General features: G+C 70.1%; 14 protein-coding genes. 5 read left to right on the forward strand and 9 right to left on the reverse strand.

Annotated elements, in window-relative coordinates:
• Positions 1–10 precede the first annotated feature (10 nt).
• From ACTOQ3_RS23025 to ACTOQ3_RS23040, 4 genes are all read left to right on the forward strand, one after another.
• Positions 11–514: a Jag family protein gene (locus tag ACTOQ3_RS23025; protein ID WP_344744242.1), complete on the forward strand. Its 504-nt coding sequence runs from the start codon at positions 11–13 to the stop codon at positions 512–514.
• Positions 515–889: 375 nt separating this feature from the next.
• Positions 890–1585, forward strand: a complete 696-nt coding sequence (gene rsmG / locus ACTOQ3_RS23030; RefSeq protein WP_440085415.1) for a 16S rRNA (guanine(527)-N(7))-methyltransferase RsmG — start codon at positions 890–892, stop codon at positions 1583–1585.
• A 327-nt stretch (positions 1586–1912) separates the two neighbouring features.
• The gene (locus ACTOQ3_RS23035) at positions 1913–2680 is read left to right on the forward strand and encodes a ParA family protein (RefSeq protein WP_440085416.1); all 768 of its coding nucleotides are present in this window, start codon (positions 1913–1915) and stop codon (positions 2678–2680) included.
• 71 nt (positions 2681–2751) lie between these two features.
• Complete coding sequence (locus ACTOQ3_RS23040; RefSeq protein ID WP_440085417.1) at positions 2752–3726, forward strand: ParB/RepB/Spo0J family partition protein; 975 nt, start codon at positions 2752–2754, stop codon at positions 3724–3726.
• A gap of 863 nt (positions 3727–4589) precedes the next feature.
• Here ACTOQ3_RS23040 and ACTOQ3_RS23045 read toward each other — a convergent pair.
• From ACTOQ3_RS23045 to ACTOQ3_RS23055, 3 genes are all read right to left on the reverse strand, one after another.
• On the reverse strand, positions 4590–5648 hold the full coding sequence (locus tag ACTOQ3_RS23045) for a threonine aldolase family protein (RefSeq protein WP_440085418.1): 1059 nt from the start codon (positions 5646–5648) through the stop codon (positions 4590–4592).
• 154 nt (positions 5649–5802) lie between these two features.
• A complete protein-coding gene (locus tag ACTOQ3_RS23050) occupies positions 5803–6756 on the reverse strand; it encodes a D-alanine--D-alanine ligase family protein (RefSeq protein WP_440085419.1) in 954 nt (317 codons plus the stop codon).
• A 196-nt stretch (positions 6757–6952) separates the two neighbouring features.
• Positions 6953–8185, reverse strand: a complete 1233-nt coding sequence (locus tag ACTOQ3_RS23055; protein ID WP_440070719.1) for a PLP-dependent aminotransferase family protein — start codon at positions 8183–8185, stop codon at positions 6953–6955.
• Between the two features lie 298 nt (positions 8186–8483).
• On the opposite strand from ACTOQ3_RS23055, the gene ACTOQ3_RS23060 reads away from it, so the two are divergent.
• Positions 8484–9104, forward strand: coding sequence for a GNAT family N-acetyltransferase (locus tag ACTOQ3_RS23060; protein WP_440085420.1), 621 nt, complete (start codon positions 8484–8486; stop codon positions 9102–9104).
• Between the two features lie 249 nt (positions 9105–9353).
• Here ACTOQ3_RS23060 and trxA read toward each other — a convergent pair whose 3' ends face one another.
• The 6 genes from trxA to murJ all read right to left on the reverse strand — a co-directional run bounded on the left by trxA (position 9354) and on the right by murJ (position 16072).
• Positions 9354–9677: a thioredoxin gene (gene trxA / locus ACTOQ3_RS23065; RefSeq protein ID WP_440085421.1), complete on the reverse strand. Its 324-nt coding sequence runs from the start codon at positions 9675–9677 to the stop codon at positions 9354–9356.
• A gap of 162 nt (positions 9678–9839) precedes the next feature.
• Positions 9840–10775, reverse strand: coding sequence for a thioredoxin-disulfide reductase (trxB, locus tag ACTOQ3_RS23070; RefSeq protein WP_440085455.1), 936 nt, complete (start codon positions 10773–10775; stop codon positions 9840–9842).
• Positions 10776–11082: 307 nt separating this feature from the next.
• A complete protein-coding gene (locus tag ACTOQ3_RS23075; RefSeq protein WP_440085422.1) occupies positions 11083–11994 on the reverse strand; it encodes a zf-HC2 domain-containing protein in 912 nt (303 codons plus the stop codon).
• On the reverse strand, positions 11984–12631 hold the full coding sequence (gene sigM, locus ACTOQ3_RS23080) for an RNA polymerase sigma factor SigM (RefSeq protein ID WP_329088091.1): 648 nt from the start codon (positions 12629–12631) through the stop codon (positions 11984–11986). Before sigM ends, ACTOQ3_RS23075 begins: the two co-directional genes overlap by 11 nt.
• 114 nt (positions 12632–12745) lie before the next feature.
• Entirely contained in the window at positions 12746–14272 is a 1527-nt protein-coding gene (locus tag ACTOQ3_RS23085; RefSeq protein WP_440085423.1) for a protein kinase family protein, read from the reverse strand.
• 195 nt (positions 14273–14467) lie between these two features.
• Positions 14468–16072, reverse strand: coding sequence for a murein biosynthesis integral membrane protein MurJ (murJ, locus tag ACTOQ3_RS23090; protein WP_440085424.1), 1605 nt, complete (start codon positions 16070–16072; stop codon positions 14468–14470).
• Between the last annotated feature and the right edge of the window lie 8 nt (positions 16073–16080).

Here is a 16080-nt window from a genome sequence, read left to right on the forward strand (position 1 = left end):
GTGGCCGGACGTGACCGAGGCCGAGGCCGAGAAGGAGCCCGCGAAGACGGCTCCCGATCTCGCCGCCCTGGAGCAGGAAGGCGAGATCGCGGCGGACTACGTCGAGGGTCTGCTCGACATCGCCGACATCGACGGTGACATCGACATGGATGTCGAAGGCGATCGCGCCGTGGTGTCGGTCGTCGACATCAAGGGCGGCGACCTGGTCGGCCCCAACGGCGAGGTGCTGGAGGCCATCCAGGAGCTGACCCGCCTCGCGGTCCACCGCCAGACGGGTGAGCGCTCGCGCCTGATGCTCGACATCGGCGGCTACCGCGACCGCCGCCGGAGCGAGCTGAGCGAACTCGGCACCAAAATCGCGGCGGACGTCAAACGGAACGGCGAGCCCAAGTCGCTGCAGCCGATGACCCCGTTCGAGCGGAAGATCGTGCATGACGCCGTCGCGGCGGCGGGCCTGCGGAGCGAGTCCGAGGGCGAGGAACCCCGCCGTTTCGTGGTGGTGCTTCCCGTTTAGCGCCGCTTGGTGATGGCGTGGGCCGGCAGAGGCCGCCGCCCCCGGTTCCCCGGGGACGGCGGCCTTTTTCGTGGACCGCTCTCGTGGCCCGCTTTGTGAGGCCTTTTCGTAGCTCGCTTCGTTGCCGACGCCGTACGGCCGTCGCGTCCCGGAGACCTCTGCCCGCCGTGTCCCGGGATCCTGCTTTGCGGCGCCGGGAAGGCCGTGACTCTCACCACATGATCCGTCCGATACCGTCCGCACGCGTCGCACGGCATCGTGTCCCGCGTGCCGGCTGCGGCGTCGCCACCCCGTGCTGTACGACGGCGCCGAAGCGGGCCGTTAGCCTTGAGATCGGCCTGACCCCGATATCTCCGAGGGAAGAGTGAGCATCGAGTGAGTGACCAGATCCCCGAACCGCCCGAGGTCGCGCGCGAGGTGTTCGCCGGCGACGCCTGGGCCAGAGCGGAGGCCTTCGCGGAGCTGCTGGCCGGTCCCGGGGTGGTGCGCGGGCTGCTCGGCCCGCGGGAGGTGCCGCGCATCTGGGACCGCCACCTGCTCAACTGCGCGGTGATCGCCGAGGCCGTGCCCGCCGACGTGCGCCTGGTCGACATCGGTTCCGGTGCCGGCCTGCCGGGCCTGGTCCTGGCGATCGTACGGCCCGACATCACCGTCACCCTCCTGGAGCCGCTCCTTCGCCGGACGGTCTTCCTGGAGGAGTGCGTGGAGTCGTTGAAACTCGACAACGTCGAGGTACTGCGCGGCCGGGCCGAGGAGTTCGCGGGCAGGCGGGAGTTCGACGTCGCCTCCGCCCGCGCGGTGGCGCCGCTCGATCGCCTGCTGAAATGGGCGCTGCCCCTGCTGCGCGAGGGGGGTGAGCTGCTGGCCATGAAGGGCGAGCGTGCCGCCGAGGAGTTGGCGGACGCCGAGCCGCAATTGCGGGCGAGTGGGGTGCAAACCGCCGAGCTTACATCGGTCGGGCACGGTAAGGTCGAGCCGCCCGCAACTCTCATCCGAGTGGTCGCCGGTCGGGCTCCCGAAGGAGCACGGAAGGCCTCCCGCCGGAAGGATCGTGCCTCGCGAGGCAGGTAAGCGCGAGGTCACCAGGTAAATCGAGCAAAGCGAGTACGAGGCCAGTGAACGACCGTTCGAGTGCGATCGCCAGCGCGAGGAGCGGTCTCGGCTGGCCCGAGGTTCCCGCCGTTTTGCCCCATGGACGCCTTTCCGGTCTGGGCTGGCCGGCAGCGGCACCCGGTGCCGTAGTCAGGCCGGTTGAAAGGAAGACGACCGTGACCCAGACCCCCCTTAATCCCGGCGACTCGCCGCTGGTACGAGAGGCACTCAGCTCAGTGGTTTCACGTGAAACATCGGCCCAGAAGTCCGCCGCCGCCCCCGGAGGTTCCACCGGGGTCCGGGACGGTGACTGGCCCCGCCCTTCCAAGACCCGGATCTTCACCGTCCACCACGTCGGTCAACCTGGCGGCGGCGCTGTCCATGCACGGCCAGCGGGTGCTCGTGGTCGACCTCGACCCCCAGGGAAACGCCTCGACGGCCCTGGCCGTCGAGCACCGCGGTGACGTACCGGACATGTACAAGGTGCTCGTGGAGGACCTGCCGCTCGCGGAGGTCGTGAAGGAGGTCCCGGACATGCCGGGCCTCTACTGCGCTCCCGCCACGATCGACCTGGCCGGTGCCGAGATCGAGCTGGTCTCCATGGTCGCCCGCGAGGCCCGCCTGCAGCGCGCGCTGGCCGCGTACGACGCCGTCGAGTTCGACTACATCCTCATCGACTGCCCTCCCTCGCTCGGCCTGCTGACGGTCAACGCGCTGATGGCCGCGAACGAGCTGCTGATCCCCATCCAGTGCGAGTACTACGCGCTGGAAGGCCTCGGCCAGCTGCTGAGGAACGTGGATCTGGTCCGCGCCCACCTGAACCCCACGCTCGACCTCTCCACCATCCTCATGACGATGTACGACGGGCGCACCCGCCTCGCCTCCCAGGTCGCCGACGAGGTTCGCTCCCACTTCGGCGCGACGGTGTTGAGCACGCTGATCCCCCGAAGCGTGCGTGTCTCCGAGGCTCCGAGCTACGGTCAGTCGGTCATGACGTACGATCCGGGCTCCAGTGGCGCGATGGCCTACATGGACGCCGCCCGCGAGATCGCTTACCGCGGTGCGGCCGTATGAGCACCGCGAGCCCCGTGGCCGCGGCCACGGGTATGTCAGGGAGTGCGACACCTTGAGTCTCGGGAGGGGCAGTGAGTAAGCAGCCGAGAGGGCTGGGCAGGGGACTGGGGGCGCTCATCCCCACGGGGCCGGCCGCCGTCGCGGAGACGCCCGTGTCGATGACCGTGACCATGGTCGCCCCCGAGCCGGTGGTGCCGGAGCAGCCGGGCCCCAAGCCGGTCGTGGGAGCCTACTTCCTCGAGATCCCCGTCGACGACATCGCGCCCAACCCGCGCCAGCCCCGCGATGTCTTCGACGAGGAGGCCCTCCAGGATCTGGCCGCCTCGATCAGCGAGGTCGGCCTGCTCCAGCCGGTCGTGGTACGGGCCACAGGGGAGGGGCGCTACGAGCTGGTCATGGGCGAGCGCCGCTGGCGCGCCTCCAAGCTCGCCGGGCTCTCCGAGATCCCCGCGATCGTGCGGAACACCCAGGAGGACAAGCTCCTGCTCGACGCGCTCATCGAGAACCTCCAGCGCGAACAGCTCAACGCCCTGGAGGAGGCGGCGGCCTACCAGCAGTTGCTCGACGACTTCGGCGCGACCCACGAGCAGCTCGCCTCACGGATCGGCCGTTCCCGCTCGCACGTGACCAACACGCTGCGCCTGCTGAAGCTGCCACCCGGGGTGCAGCTCAGCGTCGCGGCCGGGACGATCAGCGCGGGCCACGCCCGAGCCCTGCTCCGGCTGGACGATCCCGCGGCCCAGGAGCATCTCGCCCGCCGGATCGTGGCCGAGCTGCTCTCGGTCCGTGCGGTCGAGGAGATCGTCGCCGTGGGCGACGCCAAGGCGGCCCCGGCACCGGCTCCGCGTGCTCCCCGGGCGAAACCCGAAGAGGAGCCCGCCCTCCGGCATCTGGCCGACCGTCTCTCCGACCGCTTCGAGACCCGGGTGAAGGTCGACTTCGGTCGTCGCAAGGGGCGCATCGTGGTGGAGTTCGCGACCATCGACGACCTGGAGCGCATCATCGGCACGATGGCTCCGGGCTCGCTGCAGGCGATGGAAGGATGATCGAACCGGCTCCGGAAGCCCGGGAAGGCGAGTCCGTGGCGCACTCGCCGGGGCGGTGAATCTCTCCCGAGGCCCCTTCCGGGATGGCTGCCTTCCGGGATGACCCCCGGCGGCCGACCTTCCCGGACGGTTCCCCGACGACGAACGGCCTCCCTGTTTCACGTGAAACAGGGAGGCCGTTCGCGTTCTCCCCGGCTCGCGTGTACCGGTCGCTCCCGCGTGCTCGGTCGTTCTCCCCGGCTCCCCCTCTGGTTCAGCTGGTTCGACCGACTCTCCGCCCCCCGCTCCGCCGGTCCGCCTTCCCTCGGCTGCTTCCCTCCCATGCGCAGCCCTTTCCCGCGCTCGGCCTTCCCACGCTCCCGCTTTCCCTGCCATCCGTGCCCTTCCCGCATCCAGGCGCCCGGGACTTCCTTCTTCTCCGTTCATCGCCCTGTGCTCGCCGCACGGCGTTGCGATGATCGACTGGGCCCCTGCCCCTCAAGATGCGTTCAACACGCACGCATGCGCGGTTCCAGGGGCGTAGAGCCCGCTTCGACGAGACCGTCGCGCGTGGAGTGCCGCATCCCGGCGGGGGCTTTCGTGTGGCTGGCGGTCGACCGCATCTCACGGCCGCCTCGTCGGGTGGTCCCGCTGCCGGTCATCGTGGAGGCGGCGTCGTTTCACGTGAAACATGAAGCGGTGGGATGCGCGAGCCGGACCTCGGCAAGGTGGACCGGCGGAGCGGGGGCGAAGCCCTCGCCCATGAAGAACGGGCGAGATCTTGACGTACGGGAGAAGGAGGCGGCCCGGAGACAGCGGCCGGTGTTTCACGTGAAACGTCACCGTCTCTGGAGCCAGGCCGTTTCACGTGAAACAGACGTCGTTCAGGAGCCGAGGTTCTCCTGGACGGCGAGACGGATGTCGGCGACGAAGGCGTCGACGTGCTCGGGGGTGGTGTCGAAGGCGGTCACCCAGCGGACCACGTTCTCGGCCGCGTCCCAGACATGGAAGAGATAGCGCTGCTGCAGTTCCGCGATGGCCTTCTCGGGGAGGGCCGGGAAGACGGCGTTGGACTGCACGGGATAGCGCAGGGAGACGCCCGGGAGGTCTGCGACGCCGTCGGCCAGGCGGTGGGCCATGGCGTTGGCGTGGGCGGCGTTCTCGCGCCAGAGGTCGTCGGCGAGGAGGGCGGTCAGCTGAGCGGAGACGAAGCGCATCTTGGAAGCGAGCTGCATCCCCTGCTTGCGTAGGAACAGCGCCGGGGAGTCCAGCTCCGGGCGGAGGACCACGAGCGCCTCGGCACCCATGGCGCCGTTCTTGGTGCCCCCGAAGCTGAGCAGGTCCACCCCCGCGTCCGTGGTGAGGGAGCGGAGTGAGCAGCCGAGTTCGGCCGCCGCGTTGGCCAGCCGGGCGCCGTCCATGTGCAGGAAGAGGCCGTGCGCGTGCGCGAACTCCGCGAGTTCGGCGATCTCGTCGGCGGTGTAGCAGGTGCCGCACTCGGTCACCTGGGAGATGGAGATGACCCTGGGCTGGGAGTGGTGCTCGTCCCCCAGCACGGACAGCTGGCCGCGGACGTCATCCACGGAGATCTTGCCGTCTTCGGTGGGAAGGGTGACCAGCTTGGCGCCCAGCACGCGTTCCGCGGCACCGCACTCGCTGGTGCTGATGTGGGCGGTGGCCGGGCAGAGCACCGCGTCGTACGCCCGCAGCACGAGTCCGAGGCCCACCACGTTGGCGCCGGTGCCGTTGAACATCGGGTAGGCGGTCGCGCGTGCGCCGAACTCGGCGCGGAAGGCGTCCTCCATCGCGGTGGTCCAGGCGTCCCCGCCGTAGGCGAGGGCGTCTCCGGTGTTCGCTTCGAGGATGGCGGTGATAACCGCAGGATGCACGCCCGCGTGGTTGTCACTGGCGAAGCTCTTGGGGAATGGGGTGGAGGTCAGCACACGGCCAGCGTAGGGGGAGGCCCGGCCCGCCCGCCGACCAGGCCCGCCGGGTCCGTCCGCCTACCAGTCCCGCCGAGCCGGCCCGCCGGCCCGGCACCATGCCGGCCCGGCCCGCGCCCGCGGTGTGGTTCACGCGGGGGAGCCGGGCGAGAGGTCAGGCGCCGCGGGCGGCGGCCTGTTCCAGGAGAACGCGGCAGAGGGTGCCGAGGTCCTCCCCTGCGGCCTCGGCCGCCATGGGGAGAAGGGACGTCTCGGTCATGCCCGGGGCGACGTTCACCTCGAGGAAGTAGGGCAGGCCGTCCGCGTCGACGATCAGGTCGGTACGGGAGATGTCCCTGAGGCCGAGGGCGGTGTGCGCGGTCACGGCCATCTCGGCGCAGGCGTCCGACGCCTCGGGCGACAGGCGTGCCGGGGCGAAGAACTCGGTGTGTCCGGCGGTGTAGCGGGCCGCGTAGTCGTACACGCCCTCGTTGGCGACGATCTCCACGGGGGGCAGTGCCACCGGCCCGCTCCCGAGGTCGACCACGGAGACGGCGACCTCGACCCCCTGGATGCAGCGCTCGATCAGCGCGGTGTCGCCGTAGGCGAAGCAGCCGACCATGGCGGCGGGGAACTCCTCGGCGCTGCGGACGATCGACGCGCCGAGCGCCGAGCCGCCGCGGGACGGCTTGACGAACAGGGGAAGGCCGAGGCGGTCCACGATGCGGGCCAGCACCGCGGAGGCGCCGAGGTCGTGGAAGGTCTCCTTGGGCAGCGTCACCGACTCGGGGGTGCGCAGCCCGACGGAGCGGACGACGGTCTTGGCGGTGGGCTTGTCGTAGGCGACCCGGCAGGCGTCGGGGCCGGCGCCGACGTACGGGACGGAGAGGAGTTCGAGGACCGAGCGGATGGCGCCGTCCTCGCCCGCCCCGCCGTGCAGGGTGACGAAGACCGCGTCCGGCGGGTCCGCGAGCACGGCGGGGACCAGCGACGCGTCGGTGTCGCGGGTCTCCACGGAGACGCCCGCGCCGCGCAGCACCTCGCTCACCCGGCGGCCGGAACGCAGCGAGACCTCCCGCTCGTAGGAGAGCCCGCCCGCCAGGACGAGCACATGGCCCAGGTCACTCATCCGACATACCTCTCGTCAAGGCCCGCTCCGAGCCTGTCCTGTCGCTCTCGTCACGCGCGGTCCGGCTGTCCCGGCGAACCGGATCGATCACCGCGCACCGGCGCAGGAAGTCACCGTACGGTACCGGCGGGGAGGAGCTCATGCCGGAGGCGCCCCGTGGCACGGAGCACCTACCGGACGGCGGGGTGTGGCGGGGTCACGCGAGGTCGGGTCCCGGAGTGTCGATCCCGGCGCGCTCGGTGGGCGAGCCGGTCCCGAAGGTGTCGCGGACGCGGAGCTCCTGCCCGATCACCCCGGCCAGGCGGCGGACGCCCTCGCGGATGCGCTCGGGCTCGGGGTAGCAGTAGGAGAGCCGCATGTGCCGCGCGCCGCCGCCGTCGGCGAAGAAGCCGGTGCCCGGTACGAAGGCCACCCGCTCGGCGACCGCGCGGGGCAGGAGCGCCTTGGAGTCGAGCCCCTCGGGGAGGGTGGCCCAAACGAAGAACCCGCCACCGGGGCGGGTCCAGGTGACGCCGTCGGGCATCAGGGCCTCGAGCGAGGAGAGCATGGTGTCGCGGCGCTCGCGGTAGAGCTCCCTGAACGACTTGATCTGCTCGCGCCAGGGCTGGGTGGCGAGATACTGGCCGACGGCCAGCTGCGTGAAGGAGGAGTGCGACAGCACCGCGGACTCCATCGCCAGCACCAGTTTCTCGCGGATGGCGTGCGGGGCGAGGGCCCAGCCGACCCGGAAACCGGGGGCCAGGGTCTTGGAGAACGAGCCGAGGTAGACGATTCCGTCGGCGTTGTCGGCGCGCAGCGTCCGCATGGGGTCACCGTCGAAGCCGAGCATGCCGTACGGGTTGTCCTCGACGATCAGCACGTCGGCCCGCTGGCAGATCTCCAGGACCTGCTGCCTGCGGGCGACGCTGAGCGTCACGCCCGCGGGGTTCTGGAAGGTGGGGATCGTGTAGAGGAACTTGATCCGGTTGCCCGCGCTCTTCAGGGCGTAGATGGTCTGGGCCAGCGACTCGGGGATGATCCCCTCGCTGTCCATCGCGATGTGGATGACCTTGGCCTGGTAGGCGGAGAACGTGCCCAGGGCTCCGACGTAGGAGGGGCCCTCGGCGAGCACGACGTCACCCGGGTCGATGAAGATCCGGGTGATCAGGTCGAGGGCCTGCTGGGAGCCGACGGTCACGACGACGTCGTCGGGGTTGGCCTCGATGCCCTCCATCCGCATGACGTCGCAGATCTGCTCGCGCAGGTGCGGGTCGCCCTGCCCCGAGCCGTACTGGAGCGCGACCGGGCCGCGCTTGGCGATCAGGTCGGCGACCAGCTCCCCCACCACGTCCAGGGGGAGGGCGGTGACGTACGGCATGCCGCCGGCGAGCGAGACCACCTCGGGCCTCGACGCGACGGAGAAGAGAGCTCGCACCTCGGAGGCGACCATCCCGGTTGCCCGTGCCGCGTAACGGTCGACATAGGCGTCGATGCGCGACCCTTGGGTGGGGGCGATGGTCTGACCGTGTTCGTTGTCCTGGGGCACGGTCCACCTCCTAGGTAGTGTGGAGCGCAAAGCGCTCATACTAGAGAAACCAGGTTACGTCAGGGGCTGCAGTCGTCTGCGTGTGGGGACGGGACCTCCTGAAACCAGGACCCGCACTGGGCTACGATGCCAGCTGGAGACGCCGTTTTCGCGCGTTTTTCGCCATGGCTTGCACTCGTCTCGCCAGGATTGGGGCCAACAGGTGTCGCGTCGGCTGGCAAACGTCACCCTCGACAATCTCGACGACCTGCCGCGCCGCTGCCGCCGGTGCGTCTTCTGGGAGCTCGATCCCGTCAACGCGGACCGGGCCGTGAAGGTCGGTGATCCGGGACTGGAGAAGGAGGCCTGGATCTCCTCCACCCTGCTGGAGTGGGGAAGCTGCGGAAAGATCGTCTATGTGGACGGGGTGGCGGCCGGCTTCGTGCTCTACGCGCCGCCCCACTACGTGCCGCGCTCGGTGGCCTTCCCGACCTCTCCGGTCAGCGCGGACGCGGTGCTGCTGATGACCGCGCACATCATCCCGGAGTTCTCCGGGGGCGGCCTGGGCCGGATGCTGGTCCAGGGCGTGGCCAAGGACCTGACCCGGCGCGGGGTGCGGGCGATCGAGGCGTTCGGCGACCTGAAGTGGGAGCAGCCGGGCGCGTGCCTGATGCCCGCCGACTACCTGCTCTCCGTGGGGTTCAAGACGGTCCGCCCGCACCTGCGTTTCCCCCGCCTCCGCCTGGAGCTCAAGAACGCCGTCTCGTGGCGTGAGGACGTCGAGGTGGCACTGGAGAGGCTGCTCGGGTCGATGAGTCCCGAGAGGGCCCTGCGGCCCGTCTGAGACCATCTGGAGCCCGTACGGCACGCTGTGGGGGACGAACGCGCCCTCCGGGGTCCGTAAGCACCCCTCCGGGAGTCTCGCGAGCCCCCCCGGCGCGTGCCGGCAGCCCTGGGCGTGTGCCCTGTACGGGTACCCGGTGCATGTGAAAGCCCCCCGCGGTGGGGCGGGGGGCTTTCAGTGGGTGGGTGTGCCGCTCGGAAGCGGGTGATACGGGCGGACGCCGTGGGGGGCGGCCGACCCGCAGGGGGCCTAGATGATGCCCTCGAGCTCGCGAAGCAGCATGGCCTTCGGCTTGGCGCCGATGATCTGCTTCACAACCTCTCCGTTCTTATAGACGTTCAGAGTGGGAATCTGGAGTACGCCGTAGTTTGTCGCCATTGTCGGATTCTCGTCGACGTTCAGCTTGACGACGGTGAGCTTGTCGGCCTGCTCACCGGCGATCTCCTCCAGGATCGGCGCGACCTGGCGGCACGGGCCGCACCATTCGGCCCAGAAGTCGACGATCACGGGCTTGTCGCTCTTGAGGACGTCGGCGTCGAAGCTGGCGTCGGTCACGTGCTTGATGGTGCCCAAGGTTCCTGCTCTCCCTCTTGTCCGAGGACGTGTTCCTGATGACGTTGCTCATGGGTGACCGGTGTGCGCACGGTGCCGTCCGGCGGGGGTGCGACGCGCGCCCGAGGCCTGCCTCGCGGGGGCGTCACACCCGGCCGTGCACCCTGTCGTCACACGCCGTCGTCACGCGCCGTGGTGCTCGGCCAGCCAGCGCTCGGAGTCGAGCGAGGCGGCGCACCCGGTGCCGGCGGCGGTGATCGCCTGGCGGTAGGTGTGGTCGACGACGTCACCCGCGGCGAAGACGCCCTCCAGGTTCGTGCGCGTCGAGGGCGCCTCGACCCTGATGTAGCCCTCGTCGTCCAGCTCCACCTGGCCCTTGACCAGCTCGGTGCGCGGATCGTGGCCGATCGCGATGAACAGCCCGGTGGCCGCCAGCTCCGCCTCCGCGCCGGTCTTGAGGTTGCGTACCCGCACCCCGCTCACCTTGTTCTCGCCGAGCACGTCGACGACCTCGCTGTCCCACAGGAAGTGGATCTTCTCGTTCGCGAACGCCCGATCCTGCATGATCTTGCTGGCGCGCAGCTCGTCACGACGATGCACCACCGTCACCGAGGCCGCGAACCGGGTCAGGAAGATCGCCTCCTCCATCGCGGTGTCCCCACCGCCGACGACCACGATGTCCTGGCCGCGGAAGAAGAACCCGTCACAGGTGGCGCACCACGACACCCCGTGGCCCGACAGGCGCTTCTCGTTGGGCACGCCCAGCTCGCGGTAGCCCGAGCCCATCGACAGGATGACGGACGTGGCGTAGTAGGTGTCGGTGGCGGTCTTGACGACCTTCGGGTTGGCGGCCAGGTCGACCTCGACCACGTCGTCGGCGACCAGCTCGGCACCGAACCGCTCGGCCTGCTTGCGCATCCCGTCCATCAGGTCCGGGCCCATGATGCCGCCGGGAAAGCCTGGGAAGTTCTCCACCTCGGTGGTGTTCATCAGGGCGCCACCGGCGGTGACCGACCCCTCGAAGACCAGCGGATTCAGCTCGGCACGCGCGGAGTACACCGCGGCCGTGTAACCCGCGGGTCCCGACCCGATGATGATCACATTCCGGACGTCCATCAGCGCTCGCGCCTCTCCCTCTGTCGATGCCACCGGCGTCAACAGATCCTAGGCGCCGCTGATTCCCGCCCGGCGCGGTGACGGATCCCCCGGTGGAACCCGAAAGCCCGGCACGGACGAATCCATGCCGGGCACCCACGGTGGAAGCGAGGGTTTTGGCAGCGGATCACCCGCCGCGGATCACCCCGGGATCCTTGTCACCGGTCTGTCACCGGTCGTCCCTCGGGATTCTTGTCACCGGTCATCCCGGGTGTTTCGCCGCCGGCCGTCCCGGATGGCCTGTCGAGGTCACCCGGGACGGCACCGCCGGTCACTTCCAGCGTGCGAGGCCTGGCTTGCGCACGTCGTCACACTGCGGGCCCACGACGTGGACGCGCACCGTGTTCTTGGCCTGGTCCTGCCAGAAGAGCAGGATGTTGGCCTCCTGCCCGTTGTAGAACCCCTGGTCCACGGCGAAGGGCGAGATGCCGACCTGCGCCGAGACCTGCCGGACACACTTGTCGATCCCCGAGTTCTCGGTCGTCCCGAGGATGGTCCCGGGACCGATGTAGTCGAGCAGCGAGCCGCGAAGCTCGGCGTCGGTGTAGTTGTAGTTGCTGTCGGTCAGCGCGTACTGGATCGTGTCCGCCGGCGCGGACTGAGCGATGGGCGCCGGGGCCGGGCCGGACGCCGTCAGCGTCCCGGTGGCCAGCGCGGTCGCGCCGATCACCGCCGCCGCCACGCCCGCCGCCGCGGCGGGCATCGCCCACCGGCGCCGCAGGTTCGCGCCGCGACGCCTGGCCGCGGCCGCCGGGACCACGGTGCCGTCGTCGCCGACGACCCCCAGCCGCACCGGCTCGAGCTCAGGCTCCTGCTGCGGGAGCGGGGCCCGCAGAGGGGTCGTCTCCCATGGCGCCGGTTCTGCGGGAGAGGACGTCTCCCACGGCGCGTCACGCATTATGTCGTCCCAGGCCGGTGCTTCCACCAGGCCCACTCCACCTCCACGGAAGCTGTCTGCCTCAGCGGCCAGTGCGCGGTCGATCCTCAGCGCGACTCCCATCGGCATCGCCGGTGTAGGAGTCGCCGCCAGCACCTCACGAACTGCCGCGAGGTCGGCGAGGCTCTCACCACAGGGATCGCAGATCGCGAGATGCTCGCGTACCCGCATGGCCGTGGCGGCGTCGAGGAGCCCCTCGGCCAGTTCGGCCAAGATCTCCAGGTCGTAGTGCGTATCACCCGTCACGAAGTTCTGCTCCCTTCGCGGATGAGACGCGAGACAGGTCTGATCGGTTCCGTAAATGGGAAAGAATCGGGGCGAGTTTCGCCCTTCCGCGCGCACACCGGCTCTTCACCGTGCCGCTCGGCACCTCCAGCACCTGGGCCGCGTCCTCGACCGAGTAGCCCATCATGTCCACGAGGACCAGCGCGGCGCGCTGGTCGGAGGGCAGCAGCTTCAGGGCCGCCGAGACCTCCATGGACACCTCGCGCTCGGCCGTCTGGTCGAGCACCGGGGTCTCGCGCTCCGCGGCCTCGACGAGCTCGTCGTCGGCCACCGGGCGCACCGATTTCCTGCGCATGCGGTCGAGGCAGGCGTTGACCACGATGCGATGCAGCCACGTGGTCACCGCCGCCTCGCCGCGGAAGCTCCCGGCCTTGCGATAGGCCGAGACGAAGGCGTCCTGAACGGCGTCGGCCGCCTCGTCGGGATCGCCCAGCGTGCGCAGGGCGACCGCCCACATGCGGTCTCGATGTCGCTTGACTATTTCACTGAAGGCATGCGGATCCCCGGCGATGTGCCGGGTGAGCAGGTCGGCGTCGGACACGGGGGCCTTCGCCGTCTGCTCGTCCGCCGCTGGCGGGGTCTCGGGTGGGGAATTCACAAGGAGAGTCCTGCTATACCGATCCGGGGAGAACACCTCTACGGGATAGATGGTGCCACGGATTCTCCGATGATCTGCAAGAAGCCGGGTAAAACAGATCAAATCGGAGCGGTGTCACTTGGTCGCGAGGACCTTCATGTCCAGCACCTGGCCGCGGAACTTCCCCTGGTAAGTGGGCATCTTGGTGAACCAGACGAGCACGTAGCGACCCTTCTTCGGGCTCTCCGCGGTGAACGTCTTCTTGCCGGAGACTCCGTTGATCTTCTGCAGGACGGACAGGTCGTCGAGCTGGGGGGAGTCGCCGACCCTGAGTTCCACGGTGCCTCCCGAGGTGCCGCCGAACTCCACCGTCACCTGCTTGACCGGGACGCTCTGGCCCATGTCCAGCAGGAGGCCCACGCCCGTCTTGAGCCGGCCGAAGTCGGCGGAGTCGTACGACTCGGAGTGCCAGTCGGTGGACTCCTTGCCGTCGGTCGCGTTGACGGCCAGCTCGCCGCGCTCCTCGTTGTCGCCCAGCGGGTCGAAGCCGGTGACCGAGGAGGGCTTCACCTCCCGGGTGCCGACGGCCGCGGTCGGCGTGGGCGTGGTGCTCTCCTCGCCGGGCGCCGGAGTGCCGGCGTTGCCGATGCTGCGGCCGAGCGTCCAGGCGCCCAGGCCGACGGCCACCATCACCAGCAGCACGACGACGGTCATGGCGACCTTGTTGACCATGCCGCCGCCCGTCTGGCGGGGCATCGGGCGGTGCTGGTTCTGGTGGTGGTGCTGGGGAGGGGGCGTGTGGCGCTGGGGCGCCGCGGTGTCGATGCCCTCGGAGCGGGAGGCCGCCACCGGCAGCGCCGTCATGGGCATCGGCGTCGGCATCGGCAGGGGACTGGGCCGCGACACCGAGGCCAGGGCCTCGGCGACCTCGGCGGGCGTGGTCAGCGGTTCGAGCCCGCGCCTGGTCTCCGGCAGCAGTGCCCGGCAGACGATGGCGTCCAGGTAACCGGGGACACCCGCGGTGACCTGGCGCGGCGTACAGAAGTGCCCGTCGCCCATGGGCGCGACGGGCAGGCCGCCGCCGTCCTGCTCGTCGCCCGGCCAGTGGCCGGTCAGCCCGGCGTACAGCAGGCGGCCGAGGCCCTCGGCGTCCTCGCGGGCGGGGTCGTCGCTCGTCACGTCGTCCAGGACGGCGTCGACTCCCAGGCCGAGCAGCTTGACGGTGCTGCCCGCCGTCCACACCAGGTGCTCGGGGGTGAGGCAGAGGTGGGCGAGGTTCGCCTCGTGCGCGTGGGCCAGCGCCTCCGCGGCCTCGGCGACCATCGCGGCGGCCCGCTCGGGGTCGAGCGGCCCGTTCGCGATCATGTCGCCGAAGGACTCGCCGCTCACCCACTCGCTGACGACGTAGGAGTGGCCGTCGTCCTCGGTCGCGTCGAAGACCTGGGTGAGGCGGGGGTCGGTCAGCCGGCTGGCCACCCTGGCCGCCGTGACGACCTCGTTCAGGCGGGGGAAGTCGGGATCGAAGGTGTGGACGGCGACGGGCCTGGCGAGCACCTCGTCGATGGCCTTCCACAGCGTGGCGCCGCCCGACTCGTGGACGCGGTCCTCGAGCCGGAAACGCTCGGCCAGCTTGGTGCCGGGCTCGACGGCGGGGGAACTCACGAGGACCCCGTACCTGAGAACACGACAGCACCATGCCCGGTCAGCACATCACGACACATCACACGATGCTGGGTGGATCCGCCCACGCCCTCCTGCTTCCATTAGCCGCATGTCACCACACGCGTCGCACCATGGTAGTCCCGCGCCGGTTCCGCCCGTGTTCGTCTTGTCAGACGTTTGAGACAAGTCTTTGGGTTACCGGCCTACCCGTCCTGCCACCATTCCAACGATCGAACTCACCTCGGGGATGCGCATCCGGTGGGCGATCGCCAAGTAAAGAACCATACCGAGTCCGCCGCCCACCGCCAGCATGATGGCCGCGCTCAGCGCGTCCAGCCCCGTGAGCTCCTGCGTGAGCCACAGAACGCCGAGCGCGAGCGCCGCCGAGGGGAGCGCGGCCACGTACATCCGGGACAGCCCGGCGGCCACCCTGCGCCCCGCCAGGCCCCCCACGCGGCGCGCCGCCAGGATCCAGGCGACCGCCGCGCCGACCACGTAGGCGACGGTGAACGCGAAGGCCAGGCCCATCACGATGTACCGGGGGGGCAGGGCGTAGTAGGCCGTGAGGCTGAGCGTGGCGTTGACCGCCACGTTGCCGAGGGCGAGGAAGGCCGGGGTGCGGGTGTCGCCGAAGGAGTAGAAGACGCGCAGCAGCAGCTGGAAGATCGAGAACGGCACCAGCGCCAGCCCGAAGACCTGCAGCACGTTGCCGATGTGGACCGCCGAGTCGACGGTCATGTTGCCCCACGAGAAGATCAGCACGGTCACCGCGGGGCCCAGCACCATCAGCAGCAGCCCGGCGGGCACCAGCAGCACCGACACCAGCCGCACCCCCGAGGCGAACTCCTCGCGGACCGTGTCGAGCTGCCCGTCGGCCACCCCCCGGCTCATCCTGGGCAGCATCGCGGTGATCACCGAGACCGCGATGATCCCGTACGGGAGCTGGAAGAACTGGTAGGCGTAGGCGTAGGCCGAGTTGCCGGCACCGGGCGCGCGCTCGCCCGCGCCCGAGGCGAGCTTGGTGGTGATCAGGAAGCCCAGCTGGCTGATCCCGACGTAGGCGAAGGTCCAGGACGCGGTCCGGCCCATCTCGCCGAGACCGGCGTTGCGCAGGTCGAACCGGGGCCGGAAACGGAAGCCGACCCGGTGGAGCGCGACGATCAGCACCACGCACTGGGCCACGATGCCGGCGGTGGTGCCGAGCCCGAGCAGCAGCAGGTCGCCGTCCGTCACGGTGTCGATGTCGGTGCCCGACCCGCCCAGCTTCACGTAGTAGACGATCGCGACGCCGATCATCACGATGTTGTTCAGCACCGGCGCCCACATGGGCGCGGCGAACCTGTCACGGGTGTTGAGGATCGCGCCCGCGATCGCGCCGATCCCGAAGAAGGCGATCTGCGGCAGGATGTATCGAGCCAGGGTGACCGCGACCTCGGTCTTCTCCGTGCCCCAGTCGGCGCTGTAGAGGCCGATCAGCGGCCTGGCCAGCGCCACCGCGACCAGCGCCATCAGCGTCAGCGCGACGACCCCGAGGGTCATCAGGCGCTGCTCGTAGGCCCGGCCGCCGTCGGGGTCCGACCGCTGCCGCCTGACGATCATCGGAACCACGACGCTGCTCAGGATCCCGCCGATGAGCAGGTCGAACAGGATGAGCGGGATCGTGTAGGCCACGTTGTAGGCGTCGCCCAGCGCGAAGGTGCCGATGGCCGCCGCGAGCACCGCCGTCCGGACGAAGCCGGTGACGCGGGAGACCATCGTCCCCGCCGCCATGATCGCGCTCGCGCGCAGGACCCTGCTCATGCGCTTTC

It is taken from the genome of Streptosporangium sp. LJ11 (assembly GCF_051918945.1).
Lineage (GTDB): Bacteria > Actinomycetota > Actinomycetes > Streptosporangiales > Streptosporangiaceae > Streptosporangium.